This is a genomic window from Xenorhabdus stockiae (assembly GCF_002632825.1).
Classification (GTDB): Bacteria; Pseudomonadota; Gammaproteobacteria; order Enterobacterales; family Enterobacteriaceae; genus Xenorhabdus; species Xenorhabdus stockiae.
This window is the reverse complement of record NZ_NJAJ01000005.1, coordinates 68,191-87,942: the sequence shown is the minus strand read 5'-3', so window position 1 is coordinate 87,942 and position 19,752 is coordinate 68,191. Positions and strand designations below refer to the sequence as shown.

General features: G+C 44.3%; 14 protein-coding genes. All 14 read right to left on the bottom strand.

The window, feature by feature from the left end; all coding sequences use genetic code 11:
- Nucleotides 1–136: 136 nt before the first annotated feature.
- Entirely contained in the window at nucleotides 137–2,794 is a 2,658-nt protein-coding gene (gene tssH / locus Xsto_RS03290) for a type VI secretion system ATPase TssH (RefSeq protein ID WP_099124091.1), read from the bottom strand.
- A gap of 131 nt (nucleotides 2,795–2,925) precedes the next feature.
- A complete protein-coding gene (tssG, locus tag Xsto_RS03285) occupies nucleotides 2,926–3,957 on the bottom strand; it encodes a type VI secretion system baseplate subunit TssG (RefSeq protein WP_099124090.1) in 1,032 nt (343 codons plus the stop codon).
- 15 nt (nucleotides 3,958–3,972) lie between these two features.
- Nucleotides 3,973–5,847 carry a type VI secretion system baseplate subunit TssF gene (tssF, locus tag Xsto_RS03280; protein ID WP_099121525.1) on the bottom strand — a complete coding sequence of 625 codons (1,875 nt, stop codon included), beginning with the start codon at nucleotides 5,845–5,847 and terminating at the stop codon, nucleotides 3,973–3,975.
- Between the two features lie 26 nt (nucleotides 5,848–5,873).
- A complete protein-coding gene (gene tssE / locus Xsto_RS03275) occupies nucleotides 5,874–6,428 on the bottom strand; it encodes a type VI secretion system baseplate subunit TssE (RefSeq protein ID WP_099108125.1) in 555 nt (184 codons plus the stop codon).
- 155 nt (nucleotides 6,429–6,583) lie between these two features.
- Entirely contained in the window at nucleotides 6,584–8,401 is a 1,818-nt protein-coding gene (locus Xsto_RS03270; RefSeq protein WP_099124089.1) for a type VI secretion system-associated FHA domain protein, read from the bottom strand.
- An 88-nt stretch (nucleotides 8,402–8,489) separates the two neighbouring features.
- Entirely contained in the window at nucleotides 8,490–8,981 is a 492-nt protein-coding gene (locus Xsto_RS03265; protein ID WP_099108123.1) for an Hcp family type VI secretion system effector, read from the bottom strand.
- A gap of 165 nt (nucleotides 8,982–9,146) precedes the next feature.
- A complete protein-coding gene (tssC, locus tag Xsto_RS03260; protein WP_099108122.1) occupies nucleotides 9,147–10,649 on the bottom strand; it encodes a type VI secretion system contractile sheath large subunit in 1,503 nt (500 codons plus the stop codon).
- A 3-nt stretch (nucleotides 10,650–10,652) separates the two neighbouring features.
- Nucleotides 10,653–11,207, bottom strand: coding sequence for a type VI secretion system contractile sheath small subunit (gene tssB, locus Xsto_RS03255; protein ID WP_099124088.1), 555 nt, complete (start codon nucleotides 11,205–11,207; stop codon nucleotides 10,653–10,655).
- An 81-nt stretch (nucleotides 11,208–11,288) separates the two neighbouring features.
- Entirely contained in the window at nucleotides 11,289–12,407 is a 1,119-nt protein-coding gene (tssA, locus tag Xsto_RS03250) for a type VI secretion system protein TssA (protein ID WP_099124087.1), read from the bottom strand.
- A gap of 5 nt (nucleotides 12,408–12,412) precedes the next feature.
- Complete coding sequence (tssM, locus tag Xsto_RS03245) at nucleotides 12,413–16,105, bottom strand: type VI secretion system membrane subunit TssM (RefSeq protein ID WP_099124086.1); 3,693 nt, start codon at nucleotides 16,103–16,105, stop codon at nucleotides 12,413–12,415.
- 10 nt (nucleotides 16,106–16,115) lie between these two features.
- Nucleotides 16,116–17,342 carry a DotU family type VI secretion system protein gene (locus Xsto_RS03240; RefSeq protein WP_099108304.1) on the bottom strand — a complete coding sequence of 409 codons (1,227 nt, stop codon included), beginning with the start codon at nucleotides 17,340–17,342 and terminating at the stop codon, nucleotides 16,116–16,118.
- Nucleotides 17,343–17,353: 11 nt separating this feature from the next.
- Complete coding sequence (gene tssK / locus Xsto_RS03235; RefSeq protein WP_099124085.1) at nucleotides 17,354–18,700, bottom strand: type VI secretion system baseplate subunit TssK; 1,347 nt, start codon at nucleotides 18,698–18,700, stop codon at nucleotides 17,354–17,356.
- A 13-nt stretch (nucleotides 18,701–18,713) separates the two neighbouring features.
- Entirely contained in the window at nucleotides 18,714–19,202 is a 489-nt protein-coding gene (gene tssJ, locus Xsto_RS03230; protein WP_099108117.1) for a type VI secretion system lipoprotein TssJ, read from the bottom strand.
- A gap of 160 nt (nucleotides 19,203–19,362) precedes the next feature.
- On the bottom strand, nucleotides 19,363–19,752 hold the full coding sequence (locus tag Xsto_RS03225; RefSeq protein WP_099108116.1) for a DUF4150 domain-containing protein: 390 nt from the start codon (nucleotides 19,750–19,752) through the stop codon (nucleotides 19,363–19,365).

The window sequence follows — 19,752 nt, the reverse complement described above, 5'->3', positions numbered from 1 at the left end:
TTTATTTACTCCGAACATTTAGTCCTCCTGTTAAATTATGTGGGAGTGTGACATGGTTGGTATGAAATTATTTATACTCTTGAGGAAATGTTTATAAACTACGCATGACAAATTACACACGGATATCATGCAGGATCTATATATCATTAGAAAACTGGAATTTAAGTTCTCCCTGTTCGAGCGACACCTGTAATTGGTTATATTGTTCACCATGGGCGCAGGCAGATAGCAGCTGCTGGCTTATCTGAGGCAATAGAGTATTGGTTAAAATAGCATCTACCGTACGACCGCCCGACTCAACTTCGGTACAACGACTGACAATATTTTCAACCATGGCTTCATCGAAAGTGGCAGTAATACCATGATTTTCCAGCAATCGTTTTTGTATGCGTCCCAGCTGTAAATAAACGATACTGGTCATGACTTCATCATCTAATGGATAGTATGGAATGACTAATAAACGCCCCAGTAAAGCGGCAGGGAATGTGTTTAATAGCGGTTTGCGTAGTGCTGAACTGAGCTGCTCCGGCTCAGGTAGTGTATTACTCTGTTGGTAATGCTGGTAGCACATTGAGTTGACTAAATCAGCGCCGACATTCGATGTCAGAATAATAATCGTATTACGGAAGTCAATATGGCGGCCTTCACCATCTTCCATCCATCCCTTATCGAATACCTGAAAGAAAATTTCATGGACATCAGGATGCGCTTTTTCAATTTCATCCAGTAATACGACACTGTATGGACGACGGCGAACTGCTTCGGTCAGGACACCCCCTTCACCATATCCGACGTAACCGGGAGGAGCACCTTTTAATGTTGATACAGTATGTGCTTCCTGAAATTCACTCATATTGATAGTGATCAGGTTTTGTTCACCACCATACAGCGTTTCCGCCAGAGCGAGTGCGGTTTCAGTTTTACCGACGCCAGAAGGCCCGCACAGCATAAAGACCCCTACCGGTTTATTAGGATCGTCCAGTTTTGCCCGTGAAGTGCGTACTCGGTTTGCGATGGTTTCTAACGCATGATACTGACCAATAACACGCTGGTTAAGGGTATCGGCTAATTGCAATACAGCTTCAATCTCATCTTTCATCATGCGGCTTAAAGGAATGCCAGTCCAGTCTGAGACAACAGCGGAAACAACATTACTGTCTACTGCGGCAAAGATAAGAGGCTCTTCACCCTGTAACATTTCCAGTTGTTGTTGCAGCTCAGCCAGCTCCGTATGAAGAGTAATTTTATCATTATTGCTTTGTTCTTCATCGTCTTGTTCTTCATGTAACTGAAGACGTAGTTGGATAATTTTATCTGTCAGTAACAGTTCCTGTTGCCAGCGTGCTTCTAGTTGCTCTTGTTGCTCTGCCAGCGTTGCTAATTGGCTGAGGATATTTTCTGCCCGCTGAGGATCGCCCAAACCAACTTTGGATTCCCGTTCCACTATTCCCAGTTCAACATTCAACGAATCTATCTTATGGCGGCAGTTTTCCAGCTGCGGGGGTTCTGCATGCTGGCTGACTGCCACTCTGGCACAGGCGGTGTCCAGTAATGCGATGGCTTTGTCCGGTAACTGGCGGGCAGGAATATAACGATGGGAGAGATGTACTGCTGCATCAACCGCTTCATCCAGTAAAAGAATACGATGGTGTTTTTCCAGCGTATTGACCAGACTACGCAGCATTATCAGAGCCTTGGTTTCATCAGGCTCATGTACCTGAACAACCTGAAAACGGCGGGTCAGGGCCGGATCTTTTTCGATATATTTTTTATATTCTGACCAAGTTGTAGCGCCCAGTGTCCGCAGCTGACCCCGTGCTAGTGCTGGTTTTAATAAGTTAGCGGCATCGCCTGTACCTTGTTGTCCTCCGGCTCCAATCAGAGTGTGAATTTCATCGATAAACAAAATGATGGGTGTCGGGCTGGATTGGACTTCTTCAATGACTTTCCGTAGACGGGATTCAAACTCTCCTTTAATACCCGCACCGGCCTGTAACATACCGATATCCAGTAGCCAAAGCTGAACGTTCTTCAGCGGGGGAGGAACTTCGCCAGCCACAATTCTCAAAGCCAGACCTTCAATGACCGCAGTTTTACCAACGCCAGCCTCACCTGTCAGTAATGGATTGTTTTGTCTGCGGCGCATCAGAATATCAATAATCTGGCGGATTTCTTCATCGCGTCCTGATACAGGGTCAATTTCACCATTACGTGCCCGTGCTGTTAACTCCTGTCCATATTGTTGCAAAGCTGAGCCTGTTGCAGCCTGTGGTGGTGCTCCCTGAGTTTCGGTTGATGATATTATGCTTTCCTGAGCCTCATCACTGCCATCAAATATCTTGTTAAAATTATCGATCAGGGTATCGGCATTGATATGATCAAACAGAGGAGAAATTGCTTTCAGTGCATTGCGAAGATTGAAAGTTTTTAATATGCCTATCAGTAAATGCGAACTACGGATCTGAGCAACACCAAATTTCAGCGAACCGTAAACCCAGGCTCGCTCTACGGCATTGTCAATATGTTCTGAGAGATCAGAAATGGCACTGGCACCACGAGGCAGGCGATCCAGCGCAGCAACAATATCTTTGGTCAATGCAGATTCATCCAGCCCTAAATGGTGGATAAGTTTCTGTAAATCACTGTTTTGTTGTTGCATGATTTGGTGTAGCCAATGGACCAGTTCAACATAAGGGTTACCACGTAACTTACAGAAAGCAGTGGCACCTTCTAATGATGTGAACAGGGTCGGGTTGAGCTTACCAAAAAGTACGGAACGGCTGATTTCTGACATAGCATATAATCCGTGATGTTGTCGTTGATAATGTTTAGGTACGTAAGTAATAACGAGCGCTTAAATAACAACCAGTTATTAGAGAGTAAAAGGCAAGAAGAGGTATGTTGGTCGGGAACGTGCAGGCAAAACTAGGGGTTGTAGATTAAATCATCACGATGGATTTTCTGCTCCATCTTCCCAAGCCAACTGCTTAGTCCTAGTTTTACCGGATCTGACAGATGGATACTCTGTATATCTGTACGATGAAGTACCAGTTGGATATCCCATGCATACTCAATCCCAAGATATTGACGTACCCAGTCACGTAATTGTTGTGACTTCGGTTGGTTTGGCAGGAAGTCTTCATACTCTGATATTGTCAGTGGGCCAAGTTTGATGCGGAATTTATACTGAACATCATATAATGCAGTCCCCAAAAAGGCTGACTGTCCTAAACGTGGCATGTTGCGCCCGGCTTTTAACCGGGCCTGATCCTGAACCTCAACTTCCAGCCATTGCGGAATATTTTGTTTAATCTTTAACGGAATATTGAAGTAGGTGAACAGTATTTTTTTCAGACCTTCTGCACCATGCCCCTGACGAGATAAATGCCCTGATAATAAATAGCGGGCATGTTCATGAATAGAATCTGAGTTTTTCTGGGCAGGTAAACCCATACCAACCAGACAAGCGAGATAATGGCAGAAACGCTGATTATCCTGACGATCGAGCGATACTGTAGACTGGGCATTCGCCCAGGCCCGATAAAATAATTGGATTAACCTATTGTGAAATAAATTAGCGAACGCCGTCAGCGTCGGATCCTGATAATTATACTGTCGGGCATAGATATATTCGGTAATGTGAGTCGGTAGGGGGCCGTTTGGCCCGAATAAACCAAAACTGTAAATCAGTACATCATACTGTTTTGAGTTTTTCCGTTGTTTTGCTTCGGAGATAGTAGAAGGGGCGAATATCATTGATGCCTTTTGCCCTAACCGCAGTAGGTCGTATCGCGGTAATGGGGATGAACCCAGCATATAATATTCCCCGGATTGCGCATCTATCCGCCGCAGGGTCTGGAACAGATCGAACTGCCACGGCGTCTGGGTGAGTTCTTGCCAGAAATTATCAGGTAGACGGCTTATGCTGTGAATGGCGACAGCACCTGTTTCACTCATCGTCATTTCCCCCCATTATAACAGTTGTTTTTTTCCCATTCGGGCCGGCCAGTAACCGATTTTGCCTCGTTGCTGGCTATAGAGTGTCATTTCAGTGAAGGAGTTCATGGTAACCAAATGGGAGAAGAGTCGTTCCAGAACACTACCCAGTAACCAAGGGCTGGTTCCGGCAAACTCCTGCTCATCGACTTCCAGTTCAATTCCGACACCACGGGCAAAAACGATTGGGCCGGGTTCTGGTACTCTGCGATGAATTGTTTTCAGTGAACAATGGCGAATACCATTAATCTGACGGGCGGTGGCCGGCTCTGAAAGATTGGCATAAAGACTAAGCAATTGCCGTAATGCCTGAGTACCTTGCTCATCATCCTTATCCATGAAATTCAGGTAATTGAGCTGTAGCTGACTGATTAATTTCCAGGAAGCTGAACCCTGTGCCAGAGCCGGATGTGGTATGGTCGGCCTTTTAAGAAATACAATCTGGTTGATTGGAATGGAATCAAGCATGACAAAACTATCGATATCCTGTTGCCGCAACATTGCAGATAAATCACGGTTGGTGCACATCACATCCGCAGTCAGAAATTTGAGTTCATTCGGCCAGGGTGAGTGTTGTTCATCAACAATGGAAACAAATGATTCCGTACCAAGGTAACTGGTTCGGGTTCCATAATGCAGGGAGTGTTCAGACAGAATACGGGGGTCACGACGAAGGGAAAAATAGGCGCCATAATTTCCTTTATCATCACTGAAAGTTGACCAAAAAGGTCGGAAGATCTGAGTTTCCCGTCGCTTGATATCTGCACCGTGCAGGCGTTGTACTGAAAAAATTTCATAATCCAGTGGTCGGGTATTATCAACCACTAAATGGTACTCATTAGTGCTCTCTTTTAGCGTGACCCGTTCAGTCAGTTTAGGAAACAGGTTAATGACAGGAGTACTGTTCAGGGCTAAGTAAGAGGCATCAACCAGATGCTCTAAATCCTCATCAATTTTGTCCAAAAGTAGGATCAGTTCAAACTCACTCTCTTTTTTAGTCTCTTCCAGCAAAGATTGCATACCGCTAATGCTGAAGAACTGAAAACGAGCCGGAAAAGCAAAATACTCATGCAGCTGTCGATAACCGCTGAACGTGCGTGGATCATTGGGTAATAATGACTGTTCATCATCAAACCCTTCGTGATGCGGGGAGATATCAGGTAATACCTGATACTGGGGGGTATCACCGAGAGTCTGACAGATCATTCCGACGCAATGTTCCATCAGCAGTTCCTGCAATTGCTGAGCCTGAATATCTGGCCCGGAAAGAAAAAAGATCAGTTTATTGAGTTCCAGCTCACTGAGGAAGAATTTACCTTTGCAGGTGAGATGAATACGTAACGCACTCACTGCACCGCACTGATGAAGATTTAAAGAAGCCAGCGGAATATTGGCCGGAATTTTTCCCAATTCAACTTTTTGCAAGTGCAGGGGTTGCAGAATAACATCCTGTGCCGTGCTGTACTGAAGCGTAATACCGTCTTTTTTCAGTGACTGACAATGCATGATAGTCCCGCGTGGTACTAAAAATCCGTGGCTGATATCCCCTTTACTGGTATCGGGCTGAAGTTCGGCAATAGACATTGACGGTGTGGGGGCCAGATAATTGGGGCACAACATCTCCAGTAATTGTTGGGAAAAGTTCGGAAACTCCGCATCCATTTTCAACTGAATACGGGAGGTCAGAAAAGCGAAACCCTCCATCAGCCGTTCAACGTAAGGGTCGGTCACATCAATGCCATGCATCCCCAACCGGTTGGCGACTTTCGGATAACGCTCGGCAAATTCTTTGCCCATCTCACGTAAATAGATCAGTTCACGATTGTAGTATTCAAGCAGTTTGCTATCCAAAATGTATTCTCCCGTTTTTTGCCGGTTTACCCAGCTTCTTTAATAGTGAAATAGCCGTTTTCTAAATCAATATCACTGTGAAACAGGAATTCCAGTGGCCAGGGAACACACCATAAAAACCCTCTGATCTCGATGGATAATCTGTTGTATAAAGTCAGTGAGTGGGTATCTGAAACACAATTAACTTCAAGACCGTCGGGAAGAATGCGGGGTTCAAAGATATGTATCGCTTTAGTGATCTTATGCTGGATATCCTCCCATTCGATTTCAGACATGAGCTTACCGGCCAGAGGCTCCAGGCCAAAGTTATAGACGGAGCGACGGATTTCTGGGAAAGGGGAAAGGTTCTGTTCGGATTCGCCGTTGATACTATTGAGTAACCACTGTAAATCCCGCAGAAGATTCTGGCGTAATATATTATGTGATATCAGGTGATTACTGGTTGCCTCTTTTTTCTTATCCGGTTCATTATCGGTGAGCCTGTCCAGCAGGGAAGGCCGCATTTTGTCTCTGGCAGTGATGTGTCTGGTATTACCCGGACGATGATAGCCACTATGTATCAAAGTCGTATCGTTATTCATGGGGAGCCTATTAATTATTAGCAGTGATGATAGTTAGTCGTGATATATAGATAACTATGGGCAATAGGATTGATATGCTGAAAGGTTTGTTCCCATTGTCTTTCAGGTTATAAGCTGAAATTCATGGGATATTTGTATCTGAGGAGTTGATAGTTTTATCCGGTCTGTTTTTTTATTTTTTTCTGGGAATTTTTATAATTATTTACTTCGTTTTCATAGGCCAACAGGAAGTTCTTACCAAACAGGCCGGAATTGTGCTCAAATTCACTGGCTGTTTTTTGATAATGCTTAGTAAGAAACTCCCATAAAGATGCTTTATAGGTTGATGATAATGACAAACGTGGCATGCCGCCTTCGTCCCGTGCTTTTTGTTCAAGAATAGTGGGGTGAAAGAGTTGCAGGATATCTACCGTAATGGCTCGCATCCCGGCAATCATTCCCAGTTGGTGCGCTTGTAATTCGATTAAAATATCGCGGGTTGCCTGCTCAATAGACATAAATCCCGGCATATGATCACCAAACATCTGAACCAGTACTGATTGACCAGAAGGTAATAATTTAAAGGGATTATTGGTATCTGATAACATTTGGGTTATTCCGGCTTCGGCTTCCCGTTTCAGTAGGGTACGTGAAGTATTTAATGCAACAAGCCCCTGAGATAACTGGCTGATAAGCTGGCCTAACTGATACATACGGTGTTCATCAAACTGTGGCTGGCGAAGATTTTTGAGTCCCATACCTTCTAGTAGGGCCGCCAGTAATTTTCCTTCCAGTTTGACACCTTCTGTGACATGTTCATCGGATTTATAGCTGATGGGATCGATATTCAGCCGTTCATAAATAGGGTCATCATTACTGATATGTGGTGGTGTGTTAAGTTGCTTAATCTGCTGATTAATATAAGTCTGATGACTCTGGTCAGTCTGCTTATTAGGTGGGTTAAAGAAGGTATCTTCTCCCATTGTTTCTTCTGTTTCTGTGCCGAACTGGTTTGTGACTAAATCTTGGTTTATTTCTCTGGATAGCTCTTCTGTTGTGAAGAGCGGAGGTAAAGGAGAGAATTGAGCTTCTGATTGTGTATTATGATCAGATGCAGATTGTGTGACAGAAACCGATTTAGGTTCGGCAATTTTGGGATGATCAGGAGATGTTAGTGGCGCGGCAGTGCCTAACATCAAATCCAGAGGGTCTTCATTTTTAATATTTTGTTTTTGTTTAACATTCTGGTCAGAAAATAACGCCAGTGGATCAACTTCACCTTCCTTATCATTGTGCTCAAGATCATATTCTTTATCATTCTGGAGTAAGGTTGTCGGCGTATTATCATTAAGAATATCTTCCTGCCGGAAGAGGGGATCTGAATTGAACATAGTCACGGGATCTTTCGCCCGTAGCTGTAGGGTATCTAAATCAGCGGTTGTTTTGATTTTTGCTAATGGATCAATGGGATTACGTTCATCATTTTCTTGTTGGCTGGAGGGAAACAGCGGGTTATGGTCATTTCCATCTGATGATACCTGATGCTTGTCAGAGGATGTCGGGGTATCAGGGATCGTAAAAATTTTTTCAAGGCCATCCCAGACTTCACTGGGAATACCCTGCGTATCCGATTCAGAGGATACACTGGTAGCGGAAATATCAGTTTGTAATTGTGCATTTTGGTAGGGATCAATGACCTGAATCTGATAACTGCCAATATTCAGTACGTCACCATCGCGGATTTCAACCTGACGATTCGGAGCCACAGGGATTGTATTCAGCAAAAGCTCAGTTGCAGAACCCAGATTGGTGATCCGACATTTGCCATCTGTATTGATGGATACAATAGCCTGACGGGCAATGCCCTGCTCAGCATCAGGTAAAACCCAACTATTATCTTTACAGTGGCCGATAGTTCCTCCCGGAGGAGAGAATTCATAACTCAGTTGTGTTGGCTGGCTTGTACTGTTGTTTTTAACAATGGTGAATCGCATAAGCGTGGATCCTTATTGTTGATAAGGATAATGTGGATGAGGATAACCTCCTTGTTTCAAGGAGGTTATCAGTAAAATCCACGGTGTATTATTCCAGTTTATTAGTGTAGGAATCCCAGGTGTAGGTAATTTCAGCACCTTTTTTACCCTGGAAGTCTTGTGGGAAGTAGCTTTCTTTATGTTTTTGGAAGGCAAGCTGAACGTCACAATAGAAATTACCATCTCCGTATACAAGTCTGGCGTCTGCGACCACAGCTTGTGTCAGGGTCAGTTCATACCAGGACTCTTGTGTTCCGCCTTGCCGACGAACATTGAGTTTAACTTCCTTAATATGTTTCCCTGAAGCAACGTATTTGCGCAAGGTTATGGATGATTTATCAAACAGAAGATTTAAATGGAGTTGGCTAACTTGAACGATGCCTGCACCCAAACCAGTCCCTTGATTAGATTTAGTGACATCGTTCATCAGATCTATTTTAAAGGAATGGACGGCTGTCCAGTCTTTATGTTTTTCATCACCTGATTCACCTTTAATATCAGTGAAGAAAATATACGCATCGGGCGTTGGAAGAGTAGACATAATTTTTCGCCTTAATCTTAATTAAAGTTTAATGAAGGAATTGTATGTAACATTGGCATCCCATTGATGTTTATTGGGATACACATATAGAGGGAAGGGTACTGCTACATAAAGATAACTAAAGTAGTGATATTGGGTTTTGTGTTGAAAAATAATTGATTAGTATCATGCTCCTTTTAGTGAGGGTAATTTTGAAACCAGGCGTAGAGAAACTGTCAGGCCTTCTAATTGATAGTGAGGCCGCAGGAAAAATTTAGCCTGATAGTATCCTGGGTTGCTCTCAATCTCTTCGACCTGAACTTCTGCGGCTGCCAGTGGTTTCTTGGCTTTAGTGAACGGTGTTGAATTGACTGGGTCACCATCGACATAATTTGTGATCCACTCATTCAGCCAGCGTTCCATATCACTGCGCTCCTGAAATGTCCCGATCTTGTCACGGACGATACATTTCAGATAATGGGCAAAGCGGCAGCAAGCAAACAAATAGGGCAGACGAGCCGAAAGGTTGGCATTCGCAGTTGCATCAGGATCATAATATTCCGAGGGTTTTTGTAGTGATTGCGCCCCAATAAAGGCGGCCATATCGGTGTTTTTGCGGTGCAGGAGCGGAATAAAGCCATTTTTGGCTAATTCAGCCTCACGGCGGTCACTGATGGCAATTTCGGTGGGGCATTTCATATCCACGCCGCCGTCATCAGAGGGGAAAGTATAACAAGGCAGGTTTTCCACAATGCCGCCGGATTCTACGCCACGGATAGAGGTACACCAGCCATACAGTTTAAATGAACGGTTGATATTAACGGCCATCGCATAAGCTGCATTCGCCCAGGTATAATTTTCGTGGGTAGGCCCATCGGTATTCTCTTCAAAATTGAAGTTATCAACGGGATTTGTCAGAGCACCATAAGGTAAACGGGACAGAAAACGCGGTAATGCTAATCCGATGTAACGGACGTCTTCTGATTCACGTAAACTCCGCCAGGGGGCGTATTCCGTATTCTGGAAGATTTTGGTGAGATCCCGTGGATTAGCCAGCTCCTGCCAGGAGTTCATCTGCATCACACTGGGTGCGGCTCCGGCAATAAACGGGCAGTGTGCTGAGGCGCTGATTTGCGATATTTGGCGCAATAGTTCAACGTCCGGTGCCGTGTGGTCAAAATAGTAATCTCCCACCAGACAGCCGAAAGGTTCACCACCAAACTGGCCATATTCCGCTTCATAGATTTTCTTAAACAGTGGGCTTTGATCCCAGCTGATACCCTTAAAGCGTTTTAAGGTGTTACGGAGTTCTTTTTTGGACAGACACATCACACGGATTTTCAGCATTTCATCCGTTTCCGTGTTATTAATCAGATAATGCAGACCCCGCCATGCGCCTTCGAGTGTCTGAAACTCATCATGGTGCAGGATATGGTTCATTTGCTGTGAGATTTTGGTATCAATTTCGGCAATCAGTGACTGGATGGTACGATAGGTATCACCAGAGAGCGTCACGGTATTTTCCAGTGCCTGCTGCGCCAGTGTTTTGACCGCATTTTCAACGGCACTACGGGTCTGATCACTTTGCGGGCGGAATTCCTTACCGAGCAATACACTTAACTCATCAGCCGTGTACTCTTTTAGCGTCTGCTCTTGTTGAGACAAGGTTTCTTGTTCGGTCGTGCTCATCAATTACTCCTTATTTTCAGTGTTTTCATCTGATCCTGGCGTGTTGTCTTCAGATGAAATGCTGTCTTCAGGTTTTGGCGCTTCCGCCAGTGATTTCAACAGGGCCGGGTTTTGCAGTATTTCGGCAATCAGTTGTTCTGCACCAGTTTTACCATCCATATAAGACAGCAGGTTCGCCAGTTGGGTACGTGCTTCCAACAGATTAGCCAAAGGCTCTACCTTTTTAGCGATAGCATCTGGCTGAAAATCCTCCATTCTTTCAAAAACCAGTTCAACATTCAGTTTGCCATCACCTGTCAGGGTGTTATCAACCTGAAAGGCAGCCCGGGGTTTGATTGACTTCATGCGTTCGTCAAAGTTATCAACATCGATTTCCAGAAATTTCCGGTCAGTAATTTCTGGCTGGGCTTCTGTGGATTTCCCTGCCAAATCAGCCATAACCCCCATGACAAACGGCAATTGAACCACTTTTTCTGAGCCATAAAGCTCGACATCGTATTCAATCTGGACACGGGGAGCGCGATTTCGAGCTATAAATTTTTGTCCGCTGGATTTCATGACAAATTCTCCAATACTGGCTAGATAGATTAAGGGGTGAGTGAATAATTCGTTGAGTCTCTGAATAGAGGTTATAAGCGGTTAGTAGGTATCATTTTGGTCTGTATCTGTACTGGGATTATCAGCATAGCCAAAAATGATGGCGAGCTGATGTAACCCTTCTGGTGCAAGATTAGAAATAATGTCGATAAAGTTACGATCAATCAGCTGCTGAATGCGGTCAATCATCATCGGAGCGGGGTGGCTCGGTTCATGTGTGATGAAATAAAGTTTCACTTTTTCCAACAGCATACGTACTTCTTCGCGATTGTGAGCTTCCACTTCATACCAGTCGAATGAGGATAAGTCAGCTGATGGTACGGGGATTAGCGTATTTTTTACTGAAGTAGGTGCCGGTTTACTCACTGATTCAGATTCAGGAGCGGCTTTATCACTATCAGTCACAGGCGCTTCTGCTGAGGCTGGTGGTTTTAACAGACTGAACTCAATCACCGTATTCAGGTGTTTTAACAGCAGAGAAAATTCAGGTGAATGGCTGGCGGATAAATGCCGGTTAATCAGTTCAGACAGAGCTATGACGTGATCATGAATAATCACCAATATAGATAGTTCCGGGCTACTCGATTGCTGTTTTAACTCCTTTAATAAACGTGTACGCCCTCCTGTATAGCCACTAATTTCGGTTATTGACCCGTCGAGCAGTGAGTAGACATCGCGGAATGATAACTCCTGCAAAACGTTTTTCAGCAGAATGGAATTCTGTACTTTCAGGGTCAGAGGAGAGCCGTCCTCAATATCTGCCAGCGTATTGAGACGGAATAAAGGATCGTATTCACCATCAAACTCCAGTTTTGGCCATACCTCATCCCAATAGCGTTCCAGTGTTTGTCTAAGGAGATACAGACCATCGGCATATCCGGATAATCCCCGAGCTTCTACCCATGCATGCATCAGAGCGATAATAATACGCAGATCTTTAGTCCGGGACAGCAGTAGGTTTGTGGCCTGTTTTTCTACTTCCAGCCAATTAGGGGGTTCAGCCGGGATCAGGAAATCACCGAACTGCTGTTCTGTTTTGCCAACTAGACTTTGCTCTAATAGCAGAAAATCATCATCGTATTCGAGATTCTCTCCGCAAGGAGACTCGCTGCTTATTGGCGCAAGTAATGCATCGATATTCGTACTGTTTTCATGGCTCATGGCGTTTATATGCTCTTCATATTCGGGCAGGAGAATGCAGGCAGTTTAAACGGACTGAAAATACTGCTTGGTGTAAATGCCAGTACAACAGTATGGCCTTGGATATTAAACGTGGCCTGTAGAGCCGAATCATCATGATGGGCAGAGCTGCTATGTGAGACTTGTTTTGCTTTATCCAGCAATCGGTTCAGTGCCCAGGGGCCGGAAGCGGATAAGGTGGCGGTTGTGCCATCAACTAGGTTTAGTTGAATACTGGCCTGATTAACCCCGGTAGACCCCGGCCAGTTGATGAGTTGTGAAACCTGAGGGCCGTGGCTGTACTGCAATTGTTGCCCTCCGACATTCAGAACCATGCTCAATATTTGGTTACCCATACTGATCGGCTGAACCATGACAGTAAATGACGGGGTAGGAGTACCGTTCCCAAAGAACGTATCACTGATGATCTTAGCCTGTTGGAAAGGCCGGAGTAATCTTGTTCCTCCCGGCAGAGGTTTGCCATCCACACCCGGCATAAAGCGCCATTGGGGCTGGGATGTATCGACTTTTCCCTCTAAGTTCTTTTTGTAAAAACTGTCCATCATCCCTTTTTCGGGGGCAAACATGCGAGCCATATCATCTGGTTTAATATCGACATGTGCCGTAGCGACCAGCGGATAACGGTTTGTGATGGCTTGGTTGCAAAACCCGCCGATTTCAGAGCTGAGCTGTTTACCGACACTTCTCATATCGCTGATTTGTGCATCACTGCTGGCACCGATTGCCAGTGAGGTGATCATATCCCTGAACGGCATAGGCAGTCGCTCTGATGCGGTCTGTAGTTGAGTGATAATATTATTGGGAGGAAAAGTTGAACCGGTATTCACGGCATTTTGTACTGAAGTCAGGTATTGGTATAAGTCACCGATTTTTTTCAAAATATCATCGAAAGGTATTTGCGGGTTTTTTCCATCCGGATTTTTCGCTAAATCGGTAATTTGCGCAAAATGTGCTTCTAACATATTTTCCGGTGAGGGTTGCCCGTTATTTTGCAAAATCATCTGTTGGGGAGCCAGGTTAGCCAACCTATTGGCTTTATTAGCTAAATTACTGGTCTTACTGCTTAGGCTACCCAGTTTTGCAATATTCTTGCCTTTATTCATCAGGCTATTGAGCGGATCATTCAAGGTTAGATTTTTACTGATATTGATCAGAAGAAGACGCAAGGGTGAAACTGAAGATGAAAGTAAGCGCGCAGTGTTAGCCCGCTGCGTTAAATCATCGATATGGTTTAAACGAATATCACCCAGAAATTTATCCCATTGATAAATATAGTCATTAACATAAATTTGCCGGACAGATTGTTCAACTAGTTTAACTGGCTGTTTTTTGGCGTAAGAACCCAGCACCCAACTGTCTTGTATATAGGAATTGGCAATCAACGGTTCCATATCTTTGATGATTTTATGATAACCCGCTGGCGTAAACAGCCCAGGAACTCCACTGGTTATTGGTTCATTACTGATATGAGAAAAAGCCAGATCAGCCTGTGGACCGGCAAGGGTAACTAAATTGACCGGTTCTAAATCGGGATTGTTCAGCAGAGTGCTTTGTAGTCTGGCGTAGGCTCGTACTGCAAGAGGTGTACTGCTGATGAATGCCTGCCTGCTTTCAACCAGCGAGCTATCAAAGACATAGGGTGATGTAACCGGTTGATTATCCAGTAACTGGCCGAGGTGCCAGTCCAGCTGTTTGAATTGTATCTCAGGAGTATCGGGTGCTAATTGTGCCTCCAGATACTGCATTACCCAGTTACGCAGAAATTTACCGTCATAATGGTTGGGTTGATATAACATCTGATAGGCCTTTAATGCACTATATGTTTTATCGATATCATTATTACTGACCTGTTTTAGTTGATCGGTGATAAGCCTTGCTACATGTGGCAGCAGTAATGATTGTAGTGCTTTCGTATACAGGTCATGTCCGGCATCGTTGACCAGTTCACCTGTGTACAAGCCCATGCGATAAGATATCGGTGGATCGTCCAGCGAAAAATGCTGACTTTGGGCCAGATTGGCCAGCGTGTTCAACATCGGTAATAAGTTATAGATATTATTTGCTTCATTAGCATTATTCGTGTTTTGCTTTAGTTCATCGCCCAGTTTCGTAATCGACGGCATTTTTGCCTGAATTTCAGCAAGATAATTTTCATTATTGTGATAACTGGTCAGAAATAAGGTGGTTACCGCGATCAGGATCGCTATCAGTGTCATATAACCTAACCAGTTAACCAGACGATTCTTGTATATCCACCAACGGTTATAACTGGCAAGCCCGGCTTCCTGAAAAATGCCTTCCAGTAAGTTTTTCAGAAAGTACGGCTGCTGGGCCTGAGAGGGATAGTGCATTCCTTTATCTTCACCATTGCCCCATGACATCGAAATACTGTTGTTATCAGTCGGTAACTGGACATTTTGATTAAATTTTTCCATCACAGAATCAAACGGAATTCCTTCCTGTTTACCGCTGGTGAAATAAAGCCCTCTGGGATAACTGGGAGCTTCAAATCCGGATCGGGCGAAAATTATCTCAAGATACTGGGCAATATACGGATGCAGGGCAGCAAACTCTTGGGGAAACAGATAACTTTCAGCAGATTGTTGTGGATTGGATTCATTCAGCAGAATATAGGGTAATTCAGCATCCAGTCGCCGTTGTAACTGATGGAATTGTTCGTCAAAGGTAGCATTGATGTTCCAATCCATTTTTTCGTTCTGTGGAAAGGTCAGTCCCCAAATTTGCTCGCGTGATGCTTTATCAAGGTGCGTAAAATAGGCAGTGAAGCCTTTTAACAAGTCGGTTTTAGTAATAAAAAGATAGACAGGAAATTGGATCTTAAATTTTTCATGTAATTCCGATAAGCGCCTGCGAAGCATATAGGCGTGGTTATCACGGGCTTCTGTCGATGGATTCAGCAGATCCTCCACACTGAGGGTCAGGATAACTCCATTAATAGGCTGACGTGTGCGGTATTTCTTCAACAGCTTGATAAATGTTTTCCATTCCCTGAAATTGGATTTTTGGACAGTGTTATCCTGAATCGTATAGCGCCCGGCGGTATCCAGCAGAACGGCATTAGTCGTGAACCACCAGTTACAGCTATTACTGTCCTGCATGCTGTGCAGAGCAGCTCTGCCGAAATAATCTAATAGTGGAAAATTCAGACCGGAATTCGATAGCGCAGTTGTTTTACCTGAACCCGGCGCCCCGATGACCAAATACCAGGGTAATTGGTACAGATACTGGCGGCTGAAAAAACCTCTCAGGGTGGGTTTATTTTTACCATTCAGGCCGGAAAAATAAGCCTTTCTTAATAATTTTACAGCATCAGAAAAACGTTCTGACAGGGACAGGTGTTGTTCATTTTGTTGTTTTTCCTGCGCTTTTTCGGATTCGCTGCCTTTGATAATATTCAGCTGATTAGCCAGTTTTTTATTCAGCCAAGTCCGGTATAAGTGAGGGACGAGTAAACTAAAAACCCAAAAAAAGTAAAGAGCGATAATGGTGGCTACCCGTATTGTAAATGATTTAAATGGTACAACATCACCAACAGAAATAATGGGCCCCCAGAAACCGATAATGCAAGCAAGTATCGTTATTCCGATAAAACTCCATGTCAGTCGGCTGGTGATAATGGAAAGGAGCACATTCAACATCTTAGTTTCCTCACTTTATTTGAGCATCAGGAGAAACTAACAGCGTGATTTCTACTCGTCTGTTTTTAGCCCGGTTAGCGGGGGTGTTATTGGGTACCAGAGGATCGCTTGCACCTTTTCCCTCTGTTTTGACGCGTCCCGGCTGATCCAGATAGCGCTGGAGTTCTTTTTGGACAGATTTGGCTCTGGCCAGTGATAACGCGTAATTAGAGGCAAAAGATGATGAATAAATGGGCACATTGTCGGTATATCCGACCACCAGAATTTCACCTTTGTAATGATTCATCTCTTCTGCAATACGTTTGATAACATATAAATAGTTTTTCTTGATGCGAGATGAACCAGACCTGAATACACCATCACCCTCCAGTGTAATCACACTCTTATCATTCACGGAGACGGTTAACAGTCCGGCAGATATTTCAGCTTGCAATCGGCTTCTTAGATTCAGTTTTTCCTCTTTCACTGGCGCAGGAGGTGGCAGCGGTGATATTTTTCTGTCGGGCACATTGGGCAGACTGGTCTGGTAGATAGAGGATAAAACCGGGGTAGTGATATTACCCAGTCGCCAGTTCAGGCTGATATACAGGATACAACCCAAAAAACACAGAAATAGCAGACAAACCCACATAGGTAAAAAAGGTTTCCAGGCTTTATTAGGTTTTTTGAGTAACTGCAAATTAGTTGACAGCTCGGCCGGATAATTGCCCCGGATTGAATGGATCAACTGGTACAGACGTTGTTTTAGTGTTTCCAGCTGAGAACGACCGTTATCCATGATGCGGTAGCGCCCTTCAAACCCGAGCTGGAGACAAAAATTAATCAATTCCAGCAGAAATAAGTTTTCTTTGGGGCTTTGTGATAGTTTAGCCAGAAGCTGAAAGAATTTTTCACCTCCCCAGGTTTCATTATGAAACGTGACCAGTAACCCACTACCTGACCAGACACTACGGCTTCCCCATGGAGTCAGTGCGGCCGCTTCATCTAAGGCGGTGCACAAACAGTAACGCGCCCCGATAATAACTTCATAGGGCTGGTTTGCCTGTTGACATGCGACTTCAAAGCGTCGTATTTCATCGATCAGATGCTGCCGTAAATTTGCGGGATCCGGGTGGGAGGTGGTATGCCGGATTTTTGGGATCGTATTCAGCAGAGGATTGGCCGCAGCCACCAACGGATTTTCACTGGTGTCATCAGCAAGCCATATCTGATCAGTATGAAGAGCTTCTTGTCTCATCATAGGTGTCGTTACCTTTGTTTAGGCTGGTTACGGACAGCCCAAAACTCCATATTTAAACCGGGAAACTCACCCGCCAGGTGTAATGCAAAGCCACCGGCTTTATCCATTTGTTTCCACAAATCACCCTCTTTTTCTAGTTCGAAATAGACATATCCTGAATGCCAGGGAATTTGCCTCGGCACGGATGGTAAGGCTCGTATTGCAATACCGGGTAGCTGCAACTGCACTAATTCACGGATACGTCCGACAGGGGCAATTTTCATCTGAGCCGGGAAGTGGCTCATCAAGGTTTCATTAGTGGTCTCAGCATGGACCGCCAGAATAAAGCTGAATGTATTCACCATATTGGCATTAGGTAGTGTGGCGATATTCAGACCATGAGAGTATTCGGTGAGTGGTAACTGAATAGCGTGTTCTTCCAGAATGATGGACAGCCCCTGACGCAGATGGAACATAAGCTGATTAAAACTCAGGGTCAGATTATCATGATCATAGAGAGGAAGATTTTCATCAGGAACACGGCTTTGGGAGAATGTCGCCAGCTCAGTGGCAAATTGCAGCCATTCGCTGAATAATCTTTCCGGATGCAATAGTGATAAATTGTGTGCGTGGTTTACCTGACCACTATAGCGATTTACAAGGGACAGTAAGAGAAAATCCATGATTTCAGAGTCATTATGTCGCCCCAGTTGTAATAAACGCTGGCTTATCTGCTGGCGGCGCTGTTCCAGTAACCCCTGAATATCGGTTACAAACCCGGCTACTTGCGGGCTGGCATAACAGTTGAGCAGGGGAGGAATGAACTGTTGATCAAGATATATTTTATTATCACTGGTTCTATTCACTACGTGAACAATCTTCAATGCAGTCCATTCTGGTGTTAAATCAGATTCCGCCATCAGGCGCAGGCGCATTTTGCCGAATTGTAAAGCAGCACTGCCCACTGACATGGCATTAAAGTCATTGACTTCGGTTTCAAAGCTGATAAAACGCGCCAGCGAATTTTTCTGCTCACTGAAAATGACTTCTTCTCTGCCCCGCCGAAAGTGGGGAAGCGCCAGCATGACATTAATATCGGTCTGATTTTCAGAGAGTTGTAAAGGTTCTGGTGCGTCAGCGCCATCAAAACTGAATGGAGTTCCATCCGGAAAAATACCGCTCGCAGAGGAAAGCATAATTTTCCCCTGATTGAGAAATTCCTGATTCAGTTCGAGAGTCAGAAAACCCCAATAATAAGGCAGTTGGGCTTTCCCCCAATCACGGACATAGGCTTCCAGATAGCTTTCAGCTTGCTGGAAGTGATGAGGGCGTAAGAACATCCCTTCTGTCCAAATGACTTTTTCAGATTTATTCATGATTTTCTTCAGTTCATGCAGCACAAGTTAAGTCAGGAGTTAAACCAGAGCCAGTAACTTTAATGCACACCTGTAGTTTGTCAGGTGCAGAACGCCAGAATTTGTAAAACGGAGGCTTTGCTGGTACCGATACCGGAAGAGCAATACGCCATTTCTTTCCATCTAATTGCCTGTATTCGGCAACAATTCCAATGTAATGAATTTCTGGCTGATTCTGTTCCAGTAGATGACGGACATGTTCGGTAGGGAGGATAAAAAACCGATCCTCATTGACTAATTTATCCCCCAGTGCTGCTTTCGCGTTGCCCTGAAGTGAAAAAAAGTCTGCCGACATAAACTCTTCTTTTGATTTCAATAGCATAACGTCAATCTTCAGTGGAGCTGAATCATTAACATTTGGTGCAATATTAAAAACTAATTGGTAAGGAGGTAATTTTTCTGGCTGCTGTGATGAGCAGCCTGCCATGATTAATAGAAACGTTAATAAAATTCTTTTCGTCATCCAGCAGTTATCACCCAACAGTTAATTAAATACAACTAATTGAATACAAGGTATTTATTAAAATATTTCGTTTTTTGCAGTACAAAATATAAGGTAATAAATTTCATGAATTATTAATAATTTTAGTATAGCCAGTATGGAATAAAAGAAAAGTTGGGTATCAGGCTGATAAAATCAGCACCTTGGTTTGGCTTGGTGTAATACGACAGCCGACAGAGTTGGTCGAGTTCTGCATTGACATGCTGGTTAGTCGCGTCACGGGAGCGCCTTTGATTAACAGAGTATTCGCCCCTAATGTATGCCGTGCCGGTCCCATCACCGTACCGGAAGCCACACCAGTATTAACGCCGGCGTTATCGCCCATAGTCATGGGATAGATTGTCATCAGATTATGGGCTGGTGCTCCTGCAAATAAAATGTTCATGGCATTCGTAATACCGGTAGGTCCCTGAGCCATATTGGGATACGGTATAGGTGTTGAAAAAGGGGGAGTCATACAGACATCAGGGGTAGCCAGATCCATCCCCCCGCTTTGAGTATTGGCAAACAT